This is a genomic window from Paenibacillus sp. BC26, assembly GCF_900116125.1.
GTDB classification, from domain to species: Bacteria; Bacillota; Bacilli; order Paenibacillales; family Paenibacillaceae; genus Paenibacillus_Z; species Paenibacillus_Z lignilyticus.
In genome coordinates, this window is sequence record NZ_FPAD01000005.1 from 234,875 (window position 1) to 257,157 (window position 22,283).

Sequence of the window (22,283 nt, forward strand, 5' to 3'; positions counted from 1 at the left end):
GACTAGCTATTTTTAGCAACACCTCTGCCAGTAACCTCATTCGCTATTTGTGCAAAAACTAACGCTTGCGCTCCAAATACAGGATCATCGCAGCTGGGGTAGGATGGACCTAGCAGATGATCCTTTTATTCGTTTGGAGGCCGATTGGGACGATGAGCAAACTTGTTGAAGTAGCCGTCTATTATTTTCCGAACTATCACGTGGATAAACGCAATGAAGCCTGGCATGGCAAAGGGTGGACGGAGTGGGAGCTGACGAAGTGCGCTGAGCCGCGTTTTGCAGGTCATGATCAGCCGAAAGTGCCGCTGTGGGGCTATGAGGATGAAGCGGACCCTGCCGTCATGGCGCGCAAAATCGACGCCGCTGCCGACCACGGCGTGGATACGTTTATTTTCGACTGGTACTGGTATGAGGATGGCCCTTATCTGGATCGAGCGCTCGAGGAAGGTTTCCTTGGCGCGGACAACAATAGCCGCTTGAAATTTGCGTTGATGTGGGCGAACCATGATTGGATGGATATTCATCCGGCTCAGCGGAGCACGCCGTATAATATTTTGGCGCAAGGTACGGTCAGTCGGGAAGCGTTCACGCAGGCGACCGATCACATGATTCGGACGTATTTCACTCGGCCGAACTACTGGCGCGTGGATGGGAAGCTGTATTTCTCGGTGTACGAGCTGATGAGCTTGGTCAAAGGGCTTGGCAGCATCGAGGCGACGAGAGAAGCGCTCGATGATTTCCGTACTCGGGTTCGCGCGGCAGGACTCGGAGAGCTGCATGTGAATGCGGTCGTATGGGGCGTACAGATTCTCCCGGGCGAGCAGAAGATTACGAACGGCAATGAGCTGCTGGCAGCGCTGGGCGTCGACAGTATCTCTTCGTATGTGTGGATTCATCATCAGGAGCTGCCGACATTTCCGGAGACGCCGTATGCTCAGATTAGCGTGAAGTCGGCTGAAGATTGGTCCAAATTCTCGTCCATGTACGGTCTGCCTTATCTGCCGAATGTGACGATGGGCTGGGACTCATCACCGCGAACAGTGCAGTCGGACGCATATGATAATCTCGGCTATCCGTATATGGGCATGCTGTCCGGCAACACGCCGGCACAATTTGAATTGGCGCTTGTGAGGATGAAGCAGTTTCTGGCGAGCGGGGAGAACAACTTCCCGGCGTTTACGGTTAATGCTTGGAACGAGTGGACGGAAGGCAGCTACTTAGAGCCGGATACGAAGAATGGAATGGCGTATTTGGAAGCGATCAAGCGGGTGTTTGGCTAAACGAATATGTTACTCGAAAAAATCCCCTTCACCGGGGGAAGCAGCGCAAGTTAGCGCTGCCTCCCGGATGAAGGGGATTTTTGTGCTGTTGCAGATGCTGCTGTCACTGCCGATTGGCAGACTTGAAGCCAACCAGTACAAAGAAGATCAGCAACGCCAGAATATCGAGAGCGGCAATGATGATGCCCATCGGGATAGCCGTATTGCTGCCGGCGATGCCGACAAACGGTGCAACGATGGAGCCGAACATGAACGACATGAGTCCTTGCAGCGCGGAAGCACTGCCCGCGGCATGGCCTTGACTGCGCATCGCGAGCGAGAAGCCCATCGTGGTCACGATTCCGACGCTTGCGACGACGAAGAACAGCGGCAGCAATACGAGCAGCAGCGGCGCGTGGATCAGCAGCATAAGCAGCAGGGTGACGCCGCCGAGCGCAGCCAGACAAAGTCCGGTCACGAGCAGCTTCACCTCGTTCACGCGACCTGCCAACCGTCCCGCGACTTGGCTTGCGACGATAATGCCGAGCCCGTTAATCGCGAAGCAGAGACTGAAGATCTGCGGGGATACACCGTAGACATCCTGCAGTACGAACGGCGAGCCGGAGATGTAAGCGAACATCGCGGCCATGACGAAGCCTTGTGCCAGTGCATAGCCCATAAACGAACGGTTCGTCAGCAATCCGCGGAACGTCGAGAGGGTATTGAGTATGCCGCCTTTGGCACGTCGGTCGATCGGGAGTGTTTCGGGCAGACCCAGAAGTACGGCGATGAACATCATAAGACCGATTGCGCCAAGCACGACAAACACGCCATGCCAGGTCGTAAAGTGAAGCAGCTGTCCGCCGAATATGGGGGCGGCGATCGGCGCGATGCCGTTGACGAGCATGAGCAGCGAGAAGAACTTCGTCAGCTCCGGCCCCGTGTACAAGTCGCGCACAATGGCGCGGGCGATAACGATTCCGGCCGCGCCGGCTAAACCCTGTACGAACCGCAATACGATGAACGTGCCGATCGATGGTGCGATTGCACATAACAGAGATGATACTGTGTAAAGCAGCAAGCCAATCAGAAGCGGCTGCCGACGGCCGCGGACATCGCTGATTGGGCCGGCGAACAGCTGTCCGAGCGCGAGTCCGATCAAGCACGCGGTTAGGCTGAGCTGAGCGAGCGAGGTGCTCGTGTTTAAATCGTCTGCCAGCTTCGGCAGCGCGGGCAAATACATATCGAGCGACAGCGGTCCGAATGCGCTCAGCGAGCCGAGGACGGCCGCTGTCCAGAGCCGTCTGGAGCGCGGCATGACGGCGGTTGCGCCTGTCAGTTGATCCATATGGGGACTTCCTTTCTGCTAGCCATGTAAGTAGCACTACTTATTATAGTACAGCTCTTCGGACTGTCAACGAACGAAGGCTCCGATTAGTACCGTGAATGGTGCAATCCCAGGGGCAAGAGGAGGAATGAACCAAGGAAGAAGTTAGCATACTATCCCAAAAGAACAATGGGGGGAATTACAACGATGCCAACAAGATCAAACCGCTTCTATATGACGCTTGCGACTGCGGCGCTGCTGACCTTTACTATGCCCGCATGCGGCAAGCAGGAATCAGACAATCATGCCGATGCGCCGGGCACCAATTTGCTGGAAACCATCAAGTCGAACGGCGAGATTACGATTGGCACGGAGGGCACCTATGCCCCATTTACCTTTCACGATAAGGACGGAAAGCTTACCGGCTTCGACGTGCAGATCGCGGAAGAAGTGGCCAAACGGCTCGGCGTAAAAGCGAAATTCATCGAAACGAAGTGGGACGGCATGCTTGCGGGCCTTGATGCGAAGCGCTTCGATATGGTGGCGAACGAAGTCACGATTCGGGACGATCGGAAGGAGAAGTATGATTTTTCCGATCCCTATATTGTTTCTAAGGCCGTGCTAATCGTGCAGGAGGGCAACACCGACATTAAGAAGCTGGCGGATCTCAAGGGCAAGAAGTCGGGGCAGTCGCTGACGAGCGACCTGGGTGACATTGCAAAAGCAAACGGTGCGGAGATCGTGCAGATCGACGGCTTTAACCAAGCGATTGATCTGCTCACCTCGGGCCGAATCGATGCCACCATCAACGATAAGCTGAGCTTTCTGGATCTGAAAAAGCAGCGTCCGGATGTTCCGATCAAAGTGGTCGACGAGACGAATAACGCATCCCAAAGCGGCTTGCTGCTCCATAAGGGCAATCCGGAGCTGGTCACGGCCATTAATAAGGCGCTTGCCGACATGAAAGCGGACGGTACCTATTTGACGATTTCCAAAACCTACTTTGGCGAGGACGTATCGCAATAAAGAGGGCGGTTGATCATCATGAGCGATCGCGCAGAGCGGCTGCTGCACATCTTTCTCGAAAATTTCATGCCCCTGCTGAAGGCAGGATTGGCTTTCACAGTCCCGCTAACGCTGATTTCGTTTGTACTCGGGCTGCTGCTGGCCGTCGTGACGGCTCTTGTAAGGCTGTCGGATTTACGCGCGCTGGCGCAGCTGGCGCGCTTCTATGTGTGGATTATCCGCGGGACGCCGCTTCTGGTGCAGCTCTTTATTATTTTCTACGGGCTGCCGAGTGTCGGCATTACGATTGATGCTTTTCCGGCGGCGATAATAGGGTTCTCGCTCAGCGTCGGTGCATACGGCTCGGAAATTATCCGTGCCGCAATCATCTCCATTCCGCGCGGGCAGTGGGAAGCGGCCTATTCGCTTGGGCAGACGCGTCTAACGGCGCTGCGCAGGATTATATTGCCGCAGGCTGCGCGCGTGTCTGTGCCGCCGCTGTCGAACTCGTTTATCAGCTTGGTGAAGGACACCTCGCTGGCAGCGACGTTAACATTCACGGAGCTGTTTCAGAAAGGGCAGCAAATTACGGCAGTCGTCTATGAGCCGCTGCTCATCTATTGCGAAGTGGCGCTGATCTATTTGCTGCTATGCACGGTATTGTCCACGCTTCAGCGCCGATTGGAACGATATTACGAACGATATGATGCCGGGTAGAGGAGCGTGACGAAGGCGCGATGATTCAGGTTCAAAATTTAACGAAATCGTTCGGCTCCTCGGCCGTGCTGAAAGGCATCGATATGCGACTCGAGCAGGGCAGCGTGCTCGTCGTTATTGGCCCGTCCGGCTCAGGCAAATCAACGCTGCTGCGCTGCCTGAATGTGCTGGAGGTGCCGACTTCGGGCTCGGTTGCCATCGGCAATGCCAGCATCGACTTTCAGCCTGGCGTGAAGCCTAAGCTAGCCGACGTGCTGTCGCTGCGGCGGCAAACGGGAATGGTATTTCAGGCGTATCATCTGTTTCCTCATTTGACTGCGCTGCAGAACGTTATGGAGGGGCAGATTACGGCATTGCGCCGAACGAAGGCGCAAGCAAGAGCGAGGGCGCGGGAGCTGCTCGAAAAGGTAGGTCTTGCCGATAAAGCGGATGCTTACCCGCATCAACTATCCGGCGGTCAACAGCAGCGTATCGGTATTGCGCGTGCCATATCCATCGATCCCAAGCTGCTGCTTTTCGACGAACCGACCTCGGCGCTCGATCCCGAATTGGTGCAGGAGGTATTGAAAGTCATCCGCGAGCTTGCCAAAGAAGGACGTACGATGATGATCGTGACGCACGAGATGAAGTTTGCTCGTGAAGTGGCGGACCGCATTATTATGATCGACGAGGGCGTAATCGTCGAAGAAGGCCCACCGGAGCAAATATTTGGAAGCCCTCGGCAAGAGCGAACCAAGCGGTTTTTATCGATTTTGCTGGAGAAATAACAGTCAAACTGGCAAATATGGAAATATATTTACATTTGAAAGCCCCGTCCTATCTGAGGATGGGTTTTTTTTATGCCGAAATTCCCCCCATTGTGGCTTGGTGGGATTGCAAGTAGATTTACATAATAGAGTCGTTCTAGTTCTATTATTTTTTCTACTTGAAGGAGAGTCGGTATGCACAAGAACAGCAGAAACAAGCTAGTTTCCAAAGTTATCGTCGGCAGTATGCTATTATCGCTTGCCCTTCCCTATAATGTGTTTGCAGCGAATTCGCTCAAGGACGTCAGTCCTTCCAACTACAATCTCTCACCGGCGCAGAAGAGCGCATTGAAACAGCTGGATTTCAAGCGTCCCGTCATTTCACCTGAACTAAACTTGAATAGCTCAGCTTCCGTCTCCGTCATCGTGGAATTTAAGCAAGCGCCTGCACAGGTTGAAGTGCTCAAACAATCGTCCAAAGGCGTGAACATTTCCCCTAACGAAGCTTTAGAGGAAGCCGAAGACGACCATGCGACGTTCAAAAGCTATGTTCAACAGCTGGTAGAGAAGAAAACGGCCGAGCAAGGCCCGACTACCTTTGAAGCTGAAGAAGTAGCGATTACTAGAGAATATCATCATGCTTTTAACGGCGTTGCCATGACTTTACCGGGCAAGGATATCGAAAGCCTTCTTCGTTCAGGCGTCGTTAAAACGATTTATAAGGACAATGTCGTACAGCTGGATCCGAAAGAGATGGAATTGCTAACCGGTGCAGAAGCCGCGCCGCAATCCGATGCTCCGTCCACGGATAACTCGATTCCGCTGGATGGCATTAATGACTTGCATGCGCAGGGCATTAAAGGCCAAGGGATTAAAGTAGGCGTACTTGACACGGGCATCGATTATAACCATCCGGATTTGACGCATGCCTACAAAGGCTACCGCGCGCAAGAAGGCGTGGATCCGAAGACGATTGATCCGTCTTCCGTCAAAGGCTGGGACGCCATCGATAACGATGCTGACCCGATGGAAACCACGTACAAGGATTGGCAAGCATCCGGCGAAACGGAGGATCAGGGAGGCGGAACCTACTATACGTCTCACGGCACGCACGTATCGGGAACGATCGTTGGACGCGCCGAAAACAGCGCAACCGACGCTCCGACACTTGGCGTAGCGCCTGAGGCGGACTTGTACGTGTACCGCGTCTTGGGCCCGTACGGCTCCGGCACGGAGAGTCAGATCATGGCGGGGATTGATAAAGCCGTTCAGGATGGCATGGATGTCATCAATCTTTCTCTTGGAGTTATGGTTAATGACCCGCTCATGGCTGAGGCCGTCTCGATCAATAACGCTACGCTGCTTGGCGTAGTATGCGCGGTAGCGGCAGGGAATGCGGGACCGGATGAGAAAACGGTAACCTCACCAGGCACGTCGCCGCTCGGCATCACAGTTGGTGCAAGCGATTTTGCGATTTCGCTGAAGACCATGACGGGCAGCGTGTCGGATGCTTCGGGTTCGATTTCGCTGGATGAGATGCATGTTATTGCATACAACTATTCCTCTATGGAAGGGTTGTTGAACACCGAACAACCTTTCGAGATCGTTAATGTAGGATTAGCGGATACGGCTGACTTCGAAGGCAAGGACCTTACGGGCAAAGTTGCTTTCATTCAGCGTGGAACGCTTCCTCTTCAAACCAAAGTGGAGAATGCAGCGAAGGCTGGCGCTATTGCTGCGATCATGTCGAATAACGTAGAAGGCGATATTCCTTTTGTTGGTGATGGCTCTGGCTTAATCCCAACCTTCGGGACCACCCAAGCAAATGGTGAGGCCTTGAAAGGAATGGCAGCTCCGAAAGTATCGTTCAGCTCCATGGGAAGCACTGTTACAGAAGGCGGCCATCTAGCCGGTTTTAGCGGAGTGGGCCCGGTTAACGGCAGCTATGATATCAAACCGGATGTTGTTGGACCAGGCGTGAATGTCTATTCCACTTACCCGGAGTATATTCACAGCAAGGAAGAAGGCATTGACTACTCGCATGCTTACGCACGAATCTCCGGTACGTCGATGGCAACGCCGCATGTAGCGGGTATTATTGCTCTGATTTTGCAGCAGCATCCGGAGTATACACCTTTCGATGTCAGAGCAGCGCTAATGAATACGGCGGACGACCTGAACGGTGACTACTCCGTCTATCAAGTCGGCGCAGGCGAAGTTGATGTGAAGGAAGCCGTGAATGCGGATGTATCCATCACGGTACTGAACAAAGTCCAGACGCTCGATCAGAAAGGAATGCCGGTTACGATCGACAACCCTACTGGCTCGATTTCCTATGGTAACCATGCGAAGTTCCAAGATATTGGCGAAAGCAGAAATATGACCATCACGAATCATAGCTCAACCGATAAAATATTTACGTTTGCTGCTGAGTTTTTCGTAGGCGGAAGCGTTAGTGCGGCTGACAACAACGTTTCGGTTGATGTGGGTGGCGTCGATTCCGTTAAAGTTCCGGCCGGCGCATCGGTCACGCTGCCGGTAACCGTTGTCGTTCCGCAGACGGCGGCGAACGGCAGATATGAAGGTTATGTCCACATTGCCAACGCGGAGAATGTCGATGAGAAGTATCAGCTTCCATTTGCGATTCGCGTCGTTGAACCGGGCATTGACTACATGTATCTGTTCAATCCGGCTTTCATGTCGGAGTACCCGTCAGTGGGTCATCCGTTCCAAGACAGCCTGAAATATATGATGTTCAAGCTGAATAGTGCTATGGTCTCCGTGGAAACCGTTGTGACGGACAAGGACGGAAATCCAATCGGAAGTTTTGCTCCAGAACCTCGTGATGCAACAGATGCTCCGATCGATGAAGAGCTTTGGATTCAAGTGGGCGAATGGTTTTTCGCTTATATCGGGGATCCTGCCAACAATCAGATTTCTACGCAGCCTGAGCTTCTGAAGGAAGGCGAATACACGCTGCACATGGTTGCGAAGGATGCAGAGGGCCGTACCTTTACGAAAGAGTCCATGTTTATTATCGATAATAAGCGCCCTGAGCTGACGTTCCTTGACTATGCACCGGGCGTATATGAAGTCGATGACTCCATGTTTACGACAGAAGAATTGCAAGGTACCAGCCACAATGCGATTTGGATTCATGCCAACCTGTTCGACGAGGGAACTGCAAAGCTGTCACCGCTTGGCATCACGCAATCCGCTAACCGTCTGTTCTACTTTCAGAACCAGGACATAGAAGCGAATGGCGAGTTCAAGGTCGAAGCGAATGGCAATGTGAAGTTCGGCGTCACGCGCGACGATTTAATCGATCCGGAAACGAAAAAGGACAAGCCGATGACGCTTACGTTATTCCCGATCGATATGGCGACGAACGGTTACTTGCTTGCCGATTTCCATCACTATGGATTTATTAAAGCCGGTTCGCCTTATGTCGTTCCAGAGTATGACAAGGACAAATTGTATCAAGGTGACGAAGTCACGATGACGCTCAACCTGAACAATGTCGAAGATCTCGTTGCAGGCAAATACGATGTGAGCTATTACAAAGAACTTGAATTTGTAGATGTGAAAGTAAACGATGCGTTCCAAGCAAAGGCGGATGCAGCAGGAGTAACTGTCAAACTGGATGAGCCGACCATTCACGAAGACCCAATTTGGTCATCCAAAAATGTAGTGAACGTTGGTGCCTCCGTAGTTGGCAATAACTTTGTCGGATTTAACGGAGACATGCCATTCGTTGATGTGACGTTCAAATTAGCGAATGATGAGATGTATCAAGGTTACGATACAATGAATATCGAACAAAATATCGAGAAATTTTACTACACGAAAGCAGGCGAGGAAGCAGCTACTGAAATTCCTGTTTTCAATAAAATCGACGGCTTCAACGTATTAGCTAAACATTCACAGGCAGAAGGATCATTATATCCTGAAGCCTTCATGACCTTCTATGGTGATGATGGCAACTTGAATTATCCGAAGGATTACAGCATAATCGGGGCCAAGGTATCCGCGAACGTTGACGGCACTGAGTATGAGGGAATGATCGAACCGAGCGGTAGAATAACGTTTGATAAACTCCCGCTCAGCGAGAATGAGACTGAATTTACCACTGTAATTCCGGGGCATCTGACAAGCCATGTATCGATAAAACTCGGAAAAACGATGTTTGATGAACCGGTTGGGGAAAATCCACTCTTTAGAAATGCACTCAACCTGGCCGGTGATGTGAACGGCGACCATATGATCGATATTCTGGATGCGCAGCTGGTAGCCGCAGAAGCTTACAAGCGGTCCGACACGAACTTCCCTGCGGAAGACTTGAACCAGGATGGACTCGTTGACGCGAAGGATATGGCGTTTATCGAAAAGAACTTCCTGGAAGTGGATTCGGAAGCAACGGGTACACCTCAAGAGACGATCGATGACAAAGGCTTGCAGGACTTCGTCGATGAGCTGGCAGCTACTGAAGCGATTAGTGACCTCTCGAATAAATCGATTAACGAGCATGAAGCTGAATTCGAATGGACTGCTGTAGAAGGCGCGGCAGCGATCTCCATCGATCAGTCCAGCGATGATGGTGTTACGTGGAAGGCGGCCGAGACGGTTGAACCGCTCGCATTGGACGCTGAAGCAGCTAAGGTACAGGGCTTGAAAGCCGGTACTGCGTATAAGTTCAGAATCGTTGTAACCGGTGGCCCTAATGCGGGCGTATCCAATATTGTGGACGTATCAACCAAAGCAGCGCCGATCAGCGATTTCACGAATAAAGCTGTAACTCAGACGGAAGCCGAGTTTGAGTGGAGCGCTGCAGTTGAAGCATGGGAGATTGCGATTGAACAATCGAACGATAATGGCACAACCTGGACGAAATCCAAGACGTCAGAGGGGCTTGCGGCTGACGCTGCGACCGCGAAGGTTACGGAGTTGTCGGCGGGTACCGCGTATCAATTCAGAATTGTAGTAACAGGCGGACCGAACGCAGGCGAATCCAATATCGTATCGGTAACGACAGCATCTACGGGTGGTTCTGGTGGTGGCGGATTTATACCGCCGGATAACACGGTGACCGAAGGCGACAACGGTGTTGTACTAACACCGGGTGCCGGCGAGATTCAATCAGGCACAACAACGGACGGCAAAGCCAATGTAACCGTTACGCCGAAAGCCGACGAACTAACGAAAGCGTTCGAATCGCTTAAAGGCAATGATGCATCGAAACAAACGATCGTGATCCATCTCGACCAAGCGGCAGACAACATCGATTTCAAATTGCCGGCAGATGTGCTTGCTGAAGCAATCAAATCGAATTCAAATGCCGTAATCGCTGTCGAGACCGAGAACGGAAGCTTCAATTTACCTCTTCACTCGGTTGACTTTAAAGGGCTTGCGCAATCGCTTGGTTCGGAGCTGAGCGGAATGACTGTCACGATTTCGATGACTGCCCCTACAACGGAGCAAGAGCAGCAAATCGCAGACAGCGCGAAAGCGAACAACATGAATGTTATCGGTGTCGTTAACTTTACCGTTACTGCAAGCGCAGGCGGTAAATCCGAAGAGATCACAAGCTTCGGCAGCACCTATGTAACAAGAACAATCGTGGTTGAAGGTCAAGGTGAAGGCAAGCCATTTATGGCGGTCCTCGTTGATCCTGCTACAGGCGAGCTGTCCTTCATCCCGGCTACTGTAAAGAATGACAAAGGTACAGTAGAAGCCGTTATTAAGGCTCCTCATGCAAGCCTCTACGGTATCGTTCAAGTTACGCCAAAAACATTCGCCGATGTGACCGCGCATTGGGCGAAGAAAGAAATCGAGCTGCTCGCTTCGGCGCTGCTTGTTAAAGGCACTTCCACAAGCACATTCTCGCCAAGCAGCACCGTAACACGGGCAGAGTTTGCCGCGATGCTGGCAAGAGCGCTTGGTCTTGAGATGGTGGATACAGCTACTGCATTTGCTGATGTGCTGGCAGACAAATGGTACGCCAGCGCGGTTCACGCCGTAGTAGAAGCAGGCATCGTTTCCGGTCGCAGCAAGGACAGCTTTGCCCCGAACGCAACGATAACGCGTGAAGAAATGGCGGTCATGCTGGCAGGCGCCTTTAAATTCGCGGGTAAATCATCCGCTGCGACATCGCTCTCCTTCACGGATAAAGGCAGCATTGCAGGTTGGGCTAAGGACGCTGTAGCTCAAGCTGCAGGCGCAGGCATTCTGCAAGGCAATAATGAAGGCGCATTTGCACCTAAAGCCCATGCAACCCGTGCAGAAGCGGCGGTTGTATTGAAACGTTGGCTGCAGTACGCAGGTTTTATGAACTAAACAAAAAAAGACGGAGCAGGCTGACCCTGCTCCGTCTTTTTTTTGTTGTATGCGCATATACGGCGCGCGTCTCTATGACGCTGTTCCATTGACGATCCGATTCACGGATGCGACCGTAATGCCGTAGTACACCGCGTAAATCATCATATAAGCGGCCATGGCGAAAGCAATGCTCCAGCTGCCGGCAATCAGGTTTACATTGTCGAGCACCTTCAGGAACATGGCGCTGTGGGCGATGCCGACAAGAAGCGGCAGCGCGAAGATGAACCGCGTTTGCTTCGCGATTGCCCGGCGGATTTCTTGCCTGCTGACGCCGATCTTGCGCAGTACTGCATAGCGCTCACGGTCGGCATGTGCTTCGGCCAGCTGCTTGAAGTAGATGATGCTGCCGGTCGCGGCAAGGAACACGAGCCCGAGGAAGCCGAGAATGAACAAATTCAGACCGCCATTCTCCAGTCCTTCGCGGTAGGGGGTGTAGAACGGCGACATTTCATCATCTTCTTCGGCCATCGCAAGCAGCGCCTTGGCCATCGTCCCTGTCTTGCGCTCATTCTCGATGTTGTACACCATATACGTAAGCGGAGGCGAAGCCTTCGACATCGCGGCGAACGTCTCGTCGCTTACGACCAGCGCAAGGTCGGGATAACCCCAGCGCAGCACGTGCTCTTCCAAGAGCTGCGTCACGCGGACCTCTGTCCGCGGAGCGGCAGCCGCCGCATCCTTGCCGCGCCAATCAATCGTGCGGCCGACGAAATCGGCAGACGAGAGATCGGACGTATAACGCGGCCGAATGATTGCGGCCTCATCGCGCTGCAGCTCACTCAGCTGGCTGCGTTCTCCGAGTGCATTGACGGCGTCCGTGTATGCGCTCGCCGATATCAATTTCATCGGCATTTCGGCAGCGGGAAAGGCGGACGGAATATAGACAAGCTTCGATACGTCACCTACCACGCGCAGGACGGGAATTTGCGCCTTCGCCGTAACCGGGTGCGATTTATCCGCTTCGATAAGAGCGGCAGCCTTCGCGTCAAGCTCGCTGCGGCTCACCCAGCTGTAGCTAAACGGCGCAGCCTCCTCGGCTGCCCGTCCGTTATCGGTATACATAATATATCCCGTACTGACGGCGCTTAGCGCCATCGCACTCAGCAGCGCGATCATGGATAGCGTGCGGGTATTGCCCTTCATGCGGTACGCGAGCTGAGAAACGGCGACGAGGTTCATCCCTGAATAGTAGCGGGCTTTGTTCCGCTGCGCCAGCTGCAGCAGCTTCATAATGCCGGAGCGAAACAGCAGATACGTGCCCGCAATCAGCCCGATCAAGAACAGCAGGCCGTTCCGGCCCATCTGTTCACTGGTCGTCATCGGTTGAAACACGATCCAATAGCTGCCTGCAAGCAGCGCTGCGGCCGCAAGGGCTGCGACCAGCGATGTGCGCGGAGCATGCTCGCCTTCTTTGTCCGCTTGGAAGAGCTGCGCGAGCTGGAACCGGTACACCAGGCGGTAAGCCCGTACCGACACCAGCAAGATGAGCGCCATGAACACGATGACCGTGTTGACGATGGCAGTGCCGGAGAACCGGAAGCTGACCTCTACCGCGGAATCCAACAGCTTCAGGAAGATCATCGCGAACATTTTGGAAAGCAGCGTGCCGAGCAGCACCCCTGCCGCAAGCGCCGCTGCGCCCATCAGAAGATTCTCATAGAACAGAAGCAGGCCGATGGTTCTTTTGCGAATGCCAAGCAGCGCGTAGAGACCGACTTCCTTTTTCCGCCGCCTTGTGAAGAAGCCGTTTGAATACCAGATAAACACGGCGACGAATAGAATGAGCACGATGGAAGCGCCGAAGAAAACGTTACGGATGCTGTCCGCAAGCTCCATGGTGGCCTCGATTTCAGGGCTATACATTAACGAAACGAAGGTGAAGTAGATCATCACGCTCAGCACGAGAGAGATGAAATAGAGCAAATAGCTGCGCGCATTCCCAATCAGGTTCTTCTTGACCAAACTAAACAAGGTCACCGGAGCCACCTCCAAGCACGGCCAGCACATCGAGCACCTTCTTGAAGAATTGGCTGCGCGTCATCGACCCCCGCACCAATTCGGTAAACAACGTCCCATCCTTAATAAAAATAACTCGTTTGCAGTAGCTCGCGGCAAACGCATCATGCGTGACCATGAGAATGGTGGCGCGGTCTTGCTCGTTCAATCCCCTCAAGCTGTCCAGCAGGTCGGCGGCTGCCTTGGAATCGAGCGAGCCAGTCGGTTCATCCGCCAGCAGCAAGCTTGGCCGCGTAATCATCGCGCGGGCGGCGGCTGTACGCTGCTTTTGTCCGCCGGAGATGTGATACGGATATTTATCGAGGATCGCTCCGATCCCGAAGGTGGCGGCAACCTCCTCGGCACGGCGCTCCACCTCTGCGGCATTCGCCTTAGACAGCGCAAGCGGCAATATAATATTCTCCTTCACCGTTAGCGTATCGAGCAGATTGAAATCCTGAAAAATAAAGCCGAGCTTGCTGCGCCTAAACGCCGACAGCTGCTCCTCGTTCATGCGCAGCATGCTCTGGCCGTCAATGACGATATCGCCGGCCGTCGGCTGATCGATCGTCGCCAGCAGGTTCAGCAGCGTCGTCTTGCCTGACCCGGACGGGCCCATGATACCGACGAACTCACCTTCCCGTACAGTAAGGTCAATGTCCTGCAGGGCGGTATATAGATTGCCTTTAGCGCCGTATACTTTGCGCACGGCGGTTGCTTCCAATATGGTCTTCATCGTCAGTTGTCCTCTCCATTGGGTGCTCACCGCACCGGTTATAGCTCCATTGTACAGGAATCAACCCTAGCTTAAGCTTACATCTTCCGTCGGTAACCTTACAGATTTGTCAGGTTGGTTGCTTCCTATTGGGGCCAAAGGTAACATGAAAGAAGAAACCATGGCGGGGAGCGAAAGCTACGTTGAAAATCATGATTGTCGAGGATGACGCGACTATACGGGAGATGATTTGCGAGTCGCTGAATAAGTGGGGGTTCGAGACAGCGGCTATCGTCGATTTCCAAGACGTCATGGGCCGCTTTGCCCGTGAGGAACCGCATCTCGTGCTGCTCGATATTAATTTGCCGGTTTTCGACGGCTTCTATTGGTGCAGCGAGATCCGCGCCGTGTCGAAGGTGCCCATTCTCTTCATTTCCTCGCGCAATACCCCTATGGATATGATTATGTCCATGAATATGGGCGGGGATGATTTTATTCAGAAGCCGTTTCACTCCGATGTGCTCATTGCTAAGATTAATGCGCTGCTGCGCCGAACCTATACCTACATGGACGCGCAAACGAGCGCTATCGAGCATGACGGCATTCTCTTGAACTTGAAGGATGGAGCTCTGTATCAAGGCGAGCGGAAGGCAGAACTGACGAAGACGGAATTCGTCATCATGAGCCTGCTCATGCGGCAGAAAGGGTCCATTGTCAGCAGGACGAAGCTGATGCGAAGTCTGTGGGAGGACGAAAGCTTCGTGGACGACAACACGCTGACCGTCAATATCGTGAGACTGCGCAAGAAGTTGGCTGAACTCGGCCGTGAAGACTTCATATCGACGCGGAAAGGGCAGGGATATATGATCGAATGACCTTTCTCTCTTATTTGAAGGACAAGCGTTATTACATAAGCTGGTTTGCGGCCGTGCTGCTCTTCGTGACCGTCATGCTAATTGTCAGCGGCAACGGCTGGAGTGACGTGGCTTACATTGATGGAAGCTGCATTGCGTTCGCTATGATCTATATGGTGTCCGGCTATTACTATCGTCGTTCCTTCTATAAGGAACTGGCGGAGCTGCTCCATAGCGACGAGTTGGAACGATTCGAGGCGCTGCCGGAGCCGCAGAATGAGGCCCAATCGCTGTATTTCGCGCTTCTTCGCAGCCAGCAGGAGACCTACGTCAAGCGTCTTCAGCAGGTGCAGCTGGAGATGAAGGATCATCAGGATTTCGTGATGTCCTGGATTCACGAGGTGAAGCTGCCGATTACCGCAAGCAAGCTGCTGCTGTCGGGCAGCGACGATAAGCCGGTTGATGAGTTAGTCGACAAGCTGGAGGATGAGATCAGCAAGATTGACGGCTACGTCGAACAGGCGCTGTATTATTCGCGGATTGACTCGTTCTCCAAGGATTATTTTATTAATGAAATCGGCATTTCCGCAGTCGTAAAAGGAAGCGTGAAGAAATACGCGAAGCTCTTCATCACGAAGCGCATCCGGTTTCTGCTCGCGCCAAGCGACGAAATGTTCGTGGCCAGCGACAGCAAGTGGCTGGCATTCATGATCGATCAGATTATGGCCAACGCGCTGCAGTACACGGCAGAAGGCGGGGAAGTCACGGCCTTCTGCGAGGAAGACGGCAGCGAGAGACGGCTTGTCATCCGCGATACCGGGATTGGCATCCGGCCCGGGGAAGTTCATCGCGTGTTCGATAAAGGGTTCACCGGCTTCAACGGGCGCAGTCATACGAAATCGACAGGCATGGGGCTTTATTTGGTCAAGCAGCTGGCTGCCAAGCTTGGGCATGGGGTGTCGGTCGCTTCGGAGGAAGGCGCGTATACCGCGGTGACGATTCATTTTCCGAAGTTTCGCAGGTTAGAACCCTAGATATGCAGAGCGGCTAATTAGGAGTAGTTTTTCAACTGCGTACCTTCAGAGTATAGAACAAGAGCAACACATTGGCCGAAAAGTGGAGGGATCGAGTAAAGAGTAGCTCTCAGAGCAACACAAGAAGCTCACCCAGAGATCCACATGGCAGCAAAAGCAGTTGAAATTTAATGCAGGCCCTCAAGTCATTCGCTGATGACTTATGGGCCTGCCTTTTTTTATTGATAGGCACTAATCCGCTAGGCGATGGGCAACTATCTACTCCCGGCATATGCCATTCAGAGATATCTATCAAGCGTTGATAGGAGATGGTTTTCATAGATTCGGGGGTATTGTCCAGTACGAGCCATCTGCCTTGTACATATATATACAGTACATAGCTGCAGTTAGGGGCATGCAGAGGAGGAATCTATGAAAACAGCAGGGCGAAGAATGAGTTCCTATTCGGCTTGAAAGGAGAATGAAAGACTAGAGAAACGATTCTTTGAAGAGAGGTAAAAAACATGCACGACGCAATGGCAATCATTACAGTTTGTACGTTCTTCCTAACCATCGGCTTTATGTTCTGGCGTCCGAACGTGAATGAAGCGATTCCGGCTACGGTCGGTGCTTTTATCGTTATGCTTACCGGTACGGTGTCGCTTGGAGATTTAGGGAGTATTACGGAAACGATCAGCGGCGCTGCGATTACAATCATGGCCACCATCGTCATGGCGATTGTGCTCGAGAGCTTCGGTTTCTTCAATTGGGCCGCTGAAATCTTAACCCGCAAGGCACGGGGCTCGGGAATCCGTCTATTCTGGCTCACCAACTTGTTCTGTTTTCTCATGACGCTCTTCGTCAATAATGACGGCAGTATTCTGATTACAACACCAATTCTGCTTATGCTGCTTAAGAGCATGGGGCTCAAAAACCATCAGAAGATCCCTTATCTCCTCTCAGGCGCTCTGATTGCAACGGCCTCCAGTGCTCCCATCGGCGTAAGCAACATCGTCAATTTGATCGCACTCAAAATCGTTCATATGGACCTCTATATGCATACGGCGATGATGTTCGTGCCGGCATTTATTGGACTTGTGTTTATGGCGCTTCTCTTGTTTGCGATCTTCTACCGTACGCTTCCGAAGAAGCTGCCTGAGATCGAGCCGTGGAAATTAACGCCGGGCGGCCATCCGCTCAAAGGGGAATCAACTAAGGGGAACTTTAAACGTAACAGCAAGTTTATGCGCAATGTGCTTATCTTCGTCTTCTGCGTGCGGATCAGTCTGTTCGTTGCTTCGTATTTCCATTTTTCCGTCGCGTTAATGGCTGTCGCCGGATCTGCTTTCCTGCTCACATGGCGCTGGATTTATCTCAAAGTACCGCCTGTCGATATGTTGAAGAAAACGCCGTGGTATATCTTGATCTTTGCTTTTGGGATGTACGTTATCATCTATGGACTGCGCAATATCGGATTGACGGAGTGGTTAATTGATTATTTACAGCCGTTGGTCTCCGGCAGCTTATTGCATGCAAGCGTGTTGATGGGTGTGCTGCTGAGCATCATGTCCAACTTGTTTAACAACCATCCGGCATTAATGGTCGGGACGCTCACTTTAACGAATATGGGTCTGGACCCGCTTACGCTCAAAGTTTCTTATCTGGCAAGTGTTATTGGCAGTGATATCGGTTCGCTTTTGCTGCCGATTGGTACACTGGCGACCATCATGTGGATGCATATCATCAGGAAAGGCGGTGTGAAACTCAAGTGGACCGAGTATATGAAGGTAACGGTCCTCGTTATTCCGGTAACGGTGCTGTTCACGCTTGTCCTGTTAACGTACTGGGTGAGTTGGATTTTTTGACCAGACAAGCCAAACCAAATATGAAGGTAAAGGAGGGACTAGCTTGAATCAATTGATTCCTTATCTTGCGGAGAAAGTGAATGTGGAGGTGACGGGGAAAAAGAAGTTAGCGGGTAAATTAATCGATGTGGGTCCGGATATTCTGGTTCTCTACCATGAAGAGCGGTATATGTATATTCCTACCATCCACGTGCACAAATTGAATTCGGATGCTTCGAACGACAATGCGGCTGACCGGCAAGGAGATCCGGGTGTGATGTTGCAGCCCGACTCCATTTCACTAATGACCGTGCTTCAAGAAGCGAAAGGAATGTTCGTCGAAATCTGCATCAGCGGCAGCAAGCCGATGCATGGTTTCTTGCAAGGCATTATGAACGATTATCTTGTCGTTTGCTCGCCAATCTATAATGCGCTTTACGTTTCGTTGCATCATTTGAAATGGCTTATTCCTTATCCGCCTTCTCATCTCCCGTACGCCCGAAGTGCAGATACACCTTCGATGAAGCCGCTGCCGCCTGCTCTATCAAGAAGCTTCGAAGAACGGTGCAGGGAAGAAGAAGGCAATATGGTCGTTATTGATCTTGGCGGACCATCCGCAAAATTAGGCGTCATCAAGAAGGTGGGCAGCGGCTTTATCGACTTCATGGATGCGGGCGGAAACAGCACAATGTTGAATATGCGGCACATCAAATCCATCTATGCGCCGAAGTAATCCTCCCACTAGATTACAAGGTGCTGTCGCGGTGCTCAGCCTCGTTTCATGGCATTATGTACAAAAAAAGAAGACCTCCGGGAGAAGGCCGCATAGAGGTCATGCACATCTTAGTTTATGTGGAATTGCATTGGCGCGCTTGGGTAGTTGGTATGGATTCCGCTAAGGCTTGAACAATAATTGTTCAAGCCTTTCCTGCGTACAGGCATTTTCTGGGGCTGTCTCTTATATATTTTAGTATTTAGACGAGAGGTGCTGAAGGGATGCTGCATATTGTCGCCTGCATTAAGCAAGTGCCGGATACGAAAATCATCAAGATGAACCCCAAAACCAACACGATGGATCGTGCCAGCGCGCCGGCGATTCTGAATCCCTATGACGCGCATGCGGTTGAAGAAGCGGTTCGGCTGAAGCAGCGTTACGGGGGAACGGTTTCGGTGCTCACCATGGGCCCGCCGCCGGCTGTCAAAGCGATTCGCAAGTGCATCGAGATTGGCGCAGATGAGGGGTATATGATTTCCGACCGCGCCTTCGCCGGAGCGGACACGCTGGCTACGAGCTACGCCTTAACGAAAGCGCTTAACAAAATCGCCAAGGAAAAGCCGATCGACCTTATTATCTGCGGGAAAATGACGATTGACGGAGATACCGGCCAAGTGGGACCGGGCATCGCGCGGCGGCTCGACATCCCGCCGCTGACATCGGTGAAGAAGATCGTCGAGATCGACAAGGAGAAGGGCATTGCGATTCTCCATCGGAAGCTGGAGGACGGCTACGAGGTCATTTCCTCGACGCTGCCTTGTCTGTTCTCCGTCGAGAAGGACATTAACGAGGTCCCTTATTCAACGATGCCGAACATGCTGCGAGCAGCCAGATATAACCCCTACATTTGGTCCGTGAATGAGTTGGAGGATGTGGATAAGGCACAGCTCGGTCTTAAAGGCTCGCCGACGATCGTATCGTCGGTGTGGGCACCGCAGAAACCGCAGGGCGGACAAATGCTGGACGGCGCGGCAAGAGAGCAGGTCAACCAGCTGCTTACCGTATTGCTGGAGAAGAAGGAACTGTTCCAAGCGAAGGGGGAATCGTCATGAGCTTCGAGGATTACCGCGGCATCTGGGTGTTCATGGAGATCAAGGACGGAGCAATCGTACCCGTGGCGCGGGAGCTGCTTGGCGCGGGCAGACAGCTGGCGGATAAACGCAAAACCGAGCTGGCCGGCGTGATTATTGGCGATGGGGTGAGCGCGCTTGCACAGGAAGCCATCTATTACGGCGCGGATCAAGTTTATGTCTACGACGCGCCGATTTTCAAGCATTACCGTACCGAAACGTATATGCGGGCGCTCCTCGCCTGTACGGAGAAATACAAGCCCGAGATTATCCTCTACGGCGCAACGTCGACGGGGAAGGACTTGGCAAGCGCTGTTGCCACGGACCTCCCGACAGGCCTTACCGCCGATACTACGCAGCTGGACGTGGAAGAGGACACAGGTCTTCTTCTCGCAAGCCGTCCCGCCTTCGGCGGCAACATCATGGCGACGATACTATGCAAGAAATACCGGCCGCAAATGGCCACGGTAAGACCGAAGGTCGTGCGGGCGCTTCCGCGCGACACGGCCCGAGAGGGTACGGTTATTGAAGAGTCCATCGAGCTGCACGAGGATGATGTACGGACCAAAGTGCTCGAAATCGTGCGCAATACCGTGCAGACGGTTCGGATCGACGAGGCGGACATTATCGTCGCCGGCGGCAAGGGGCTTGGGAGTCCGGCCGGGTTCCGGCTCATCCACGAATTTGCCGATGTCATCGGTGCTGCAGTGGGGGCAAGCCGGGATGTGGTCGAAGCCGGCTGGGTAGGGCATCATCATCAGGTCGGGCAAACCGGTGTGACCGTGACGCCTAAGATTTATTTTGCCATCGGAATCTCCGGGGCGATTCAACATATTGTGGGCATGCAGAATTCCGGACTCATTATCGCGATTAACAAAGATCCCGGCGCGCTGATCTTCCAATCCTGCCATTATGGCATCGTAGGCGATGCCTTCGAAATTGTGCCGCTGCTGATCGAGCAGTTCAAGCTTGCGCTTGGGAAGGAGAGTAACTATGCCTGAGAAGTTTGATTGTATCGTCGTGGGCGCAGGGCCTGCCGGAATTGCCTGCGCTTACGAGCTGGCGAAGGCGGGCGTGAAAGTGCTGCTGCTCGAGAGGGGGGAGTATCCCGGCTCGAAGAATGTGATGGGCGGCGTGCTCTATCGGCAGATGATGGAGGATGTCATCCCGGAATTCTATAAGGAAGCGCCGGTTGAACGGCCCATCGTGGAGCAGCGCTTCATGATGATGGATAAAGAATCGGCTACGACATTCGGTTATAAAGGGCTTGAGTGGGCACGCGAGCCCTATAACAATTTCACCGTGCTGCGGGCCAAGTTCGACCAGTGGTTCGCGAGCAAAGCGGTGGAGCAAGGGGCGCTGCTCATCAATGAGACGGTTGTCCTCTCCTGTATTGTTGAGAACGGCAAAGTCGTCGGCGTTCAAACCGATCGCCCGGACGGTCAGCTCTATGCCGACGTAGTCGTTCTTGCCGATGGCGTGAACTCGCTGCTCGCCAAGTCGCTCGGCTTCCACAAGGAGTTTAAACCGGATGAAGTGGCGCTGGCGACGATGGAGATTTTGAAGCTGGATAAGAAGGTCATCGAGGACCGCTTTAACTTGGAAGAAGGGCAAGGCTGCACGATCGAGCTGTTTGGCGATGCCACGAAAGGCATTCTCGGCACCGGGTTCCTTTATACGAATAAGGACACGCTCAGTCTGGGTGTGGGCACGTTACTTTCGGGCATGATCAAGCATAAGCTAAAGCCTCACCACTTACTCGATTATGTCAAAAATCATCCGATGATCCGTCCGTTCGTGCAAGGCGCGGAGCCGCAGGAATATCTCGCGCATCTGATTCCGGAGGGAGGCTACTACTCCATGCCGAAGGTGGTCGGCAACGGCGTGCTCGTCGTTGGCGACGCGGCGCAGCTTGTCAACGCCATTCACCGCGAGGGCTCCAATATGGCGATGACGTCCGGGCGTCTGGCCGCGGAGACGGTCGTGCTGGCGAAGCAAGCCGGGGATTTCTCGGAGGCGTTTCTCGATCGGTACAAGTCAGCGCTGATGGGCAGCTTTGTCGGGAAGGATTTGAAGAAGTACAAAGACTCCACGCATCATTTTGACAAATTCCCGCAATACTTCGATGAATACATTCCGATGATCAACCGCGCGGCGAGCCAGATGTTCACCGTAGACGGCACTTCGAAACGGGAGAAGCAGAAGAAGATTTGGCGGGACATCGGGTCGGCGAAAGAGAAGGTGAAAATCGCGCGGGATTTGTACCGCGCCTGGAAGGTGATTAAGTAAATGAGCGATCTGGCGAAAGGGCAGTCCATCGAAGAGAAACAGTATCTCCTCAGGTTTAACGCCGATACGAAGTCGCATCTGACTGTGCTGGATGCCGAGGTGTGCATGTCGAGCTGTCCGGACAAAATATGCACTATTTTCTGCCCGGCAGAGGTGTACAAATGGGAGGAGATCCGCATGCATGTCGGCTACGAAGGCTGTCATGAGTGCGGGAGCTGCCGCATCGGCTGTCCGCATCAGAACATCAAGTGGGAATATCCGAAAGGTGGTCACGGAATCGTTTTCAGACTGGGGTGATA

General features: G+C 52.9%; 16 protein-coding genes. 13 read left to right on the forward strand and 3 right to left on the reverse strand.

Annotated elements, in window-relative coordinates:
- Window positions 1–152: 152 nt before the first annotated feature.
- Window positions 153–1,280 carry a glycosyltransferase WbsX family protein gene (locus tag BM412_RS27140; RefSeq protein WP_177246114.1) on the forward strand — a complete coding sequence of 376 codons (1,128 nt, stop codon included), beginning with the start codon at window positions 153–155 and terminating at the stop codon, window positions 1,278–1,280.
- A 103-nt stretch (window positions 1,281–1,383) separates the two neighbouring features.
- Here BM412_RS27140 and BM412_RS27145 read toward each other — a convergent pair whose 3' ends face one another.
- Window positions 1,384–2,607, reverse strand: coding sequence for a multidrug effflux MFS transporter (locus tag BM412_RS27145; RefSeq protein WP_091224830.1), 1,224 nt, complete (start codon window positions 2,605–2,607; stop codon window positions 1,384–1,386).
- Window positions 2,608–2,793: 186 nt separating this feature from the next.
- Between BM412_RS27145 and BM412_RS27150 the strand changes: the two genes are divergently transcribed.
- The 4 genes from BM412_RS27150 (at window position 2,794) to BM412_RS27165 (ending at window position 11,387) form a co-directional block, all read left to right on the forward strand.
- Window positions 2,794–3,612 carry an amino acid ABC transporter substrate-binding protein gene (locus tag BM412_RS27150; protein WP_256256616.1) on the forward strand — a complete coding sequence of 273 codons (819 nt, stop codon included), beginning with the start codon at window positions 2,794–2,796 and terminating at the stop codon, window positions 3,610–3,612.
- An 18-nt stretch (window positions 3,613–3,630) separates the two neighbouring features.
- Window positions 3,631–4,308 (forward strand): amino acid ABC transporter permease, encoded by a 678-nt coding sequence (locus tag BM412_RS27155; RefSeq protein ID WP_091224832.1) that lies wholly within the window; start codon window positions 3,631–3,633, stop codon window positions 4,306–4,308.
- A gap of 20 nt (window positions 4,309–4,328) precedes the next feature.
- A complete protein-coding gene (locus BM412_RS27160; protein ID WP_091224833.1) occupies window positions 4,329–5,075 on the forward strand; it encodes an amino acid ABC transporter ATP-binding protein in 747 nt (248 codons plus the stop codon).
- A 174-nt stretch (window positions 5,076–5,249) separates the two neighbouring features.
- Window positions 5,250–11,387 carry a S8 family serine peptidase gene (locus BM412_RS27165; protein ID WP_091224834.1) on the forward strand — a complete coding sequence of 2,046 codons (6,138 nt, stop codon included), beginning with the start codon at window positions 5,250–5,252 and terminating at the stop codon, window positions 11,385–11,387.
- Window positions 11,388–11,459: 72 nt separating this feature from the next.
- On the opposite strand, the gene BM412_RS27170 is transcribed toward BM412_RS27165, so the two are convergent.
- Together BM412_RS27170 and BM412_RS27175 are read right to left on the reverse strand one after the other, a co-directional pair.
- Window positions 11,460–13,406 carry an FtsX-like permease family protein gene (locus BM412_RS27170; RefSeq protein ID WP_177246115.1) on the reverse strand — a complete coding sequence of 649 codons (1,947 nt, stop codon included), beginning with the start codon at window positions 13,404–13,406 and terminating at the stop codon, window positions 11,460–11,462.
- Entirely contained in the window at window positions 13,393–14,160 is a 768-nt protein-coding gene (locus BM412_RS27175) for an ABC transporter ATP-binding protein (protein WP_091224836.1), read from the reverse strand. Before BM412_RS27175 ends, BM412_RS27170 begins: the two co-directional genes overlap by 14 nt.
- A gap of 182 nt (window positions 14,161–14,342) precedes the next feature.
- Here BM412_RS27175 and BM412_RS27180 point away from each other — a divergent pair, with 182 nt between their 5' ends.
- The 8 genes from BM412_RS27180 (at window position 14,343) to BM412_RS27215 (ending at window position 22,281) form a co-directional block, all read left to right on the forward strand.
- The gene (locus BM412_RS27180; RefSeq protein WP_091224837.1) at window positions 14,343–15,014 is read left to right on the forward strand and encodes a response regulator transcription factor; all 672 of its coding nucleotides are present in this window, start codon (window positions 14,343–14,345) and stop codon (window positions 15,012–15,014) included.
- The gene (locus tag BM412_RS27185; protein WP_091224838.1) at window positions 15,011–16,027 is read left to right on the forward strand and encodes a sensor histidine kinase; all 1,017 of its coding nucleotides are present in this window, start codon (window positions 15,011–15,013) and stop codon (window positions 16,025–16,027) included. Before BM412_RS27180 ends, BM412_RS27185 begins: the two co-directional genes overlap by 4 nt.
- 503 nt (window positions 16,028–16,530) lie before the next feature.
- A complete protein-coding gene (locus BM412_RS27190) occupies window positions 16,531–17,871 on the forward strand; it encodes an arsenic transporter (RefSeq protein ID WP_091224839.1) in 1,341 nt (446 codons plus the stop codon).
- A 43-nt stretch (window positions 17,872–17,914) separates the two neighbouring features.
- Window positions 17,915–18,583, forward strand: coding sequence for a hypothetical protein (locus BM412_RS27195; RefSeq protein WP_091224840.1), 669 nt, complete (start codon window positions 17,915–17,917; stop codon window positions 18,581–18,583).
- 263 nt (window positions 18,584–18,846) lie between these two features.
- Window positions 18,847–19,677, forward strand: a complete 831-nt coding sequence (locus tag BM412_RS27200) for an electron transfer flavoprotein subunit beta/FixA family protein (protein WP_091224841.1) — start codon at window positions 18,847–18,849, stop codon at window positions 19,675–19,677.
- The gene (locus BM412_RS27205) at window positions 19,674–20,696 is read left to right on the forward strand and encodes an electron transfer flavoprotein subunit alpha/FixB family protein (protein WP_091224842.1); all 1,023 of its coding nucleotides are present in this window, start codon (window positions 19,674–19,676) and stop codon (window positions 20,694–20,696) included. The genes BM412_RS27200 and BM412_RS27205 overlap by 4 nt, the downstream gene beginning before the upstream one ends.
- A complete protein-coding gene (locus tag BM412_RS27210; protein ID WP_091224843.1) occupies window positions 20,689–21,984 on the forward strand; it encodes an FAD-dependent oxidoreductase in 1,296 nt (431 codons plus the stop codon). The genes BM412_RS27205 and BM412_RS27210 overlap by 8 nt, the downstream gene beginning before the upstream one ends.
- Window positions 21,985–22,281 carry a ferredoxin family protein gene (locus BM412_RS27215; RefSeq protein ID WP_090980218.1) on the forward strand — a complete coding sequence of 99 codons (297 nt, stop codon included), beginning with the start codon at window positions 21,985–21,987 and terminating at the stop codon, window positions 22,279–22,281.
- The last annotated feature ends 2 nt before the right edge of the window (window positions 22,282–22,283 follow it).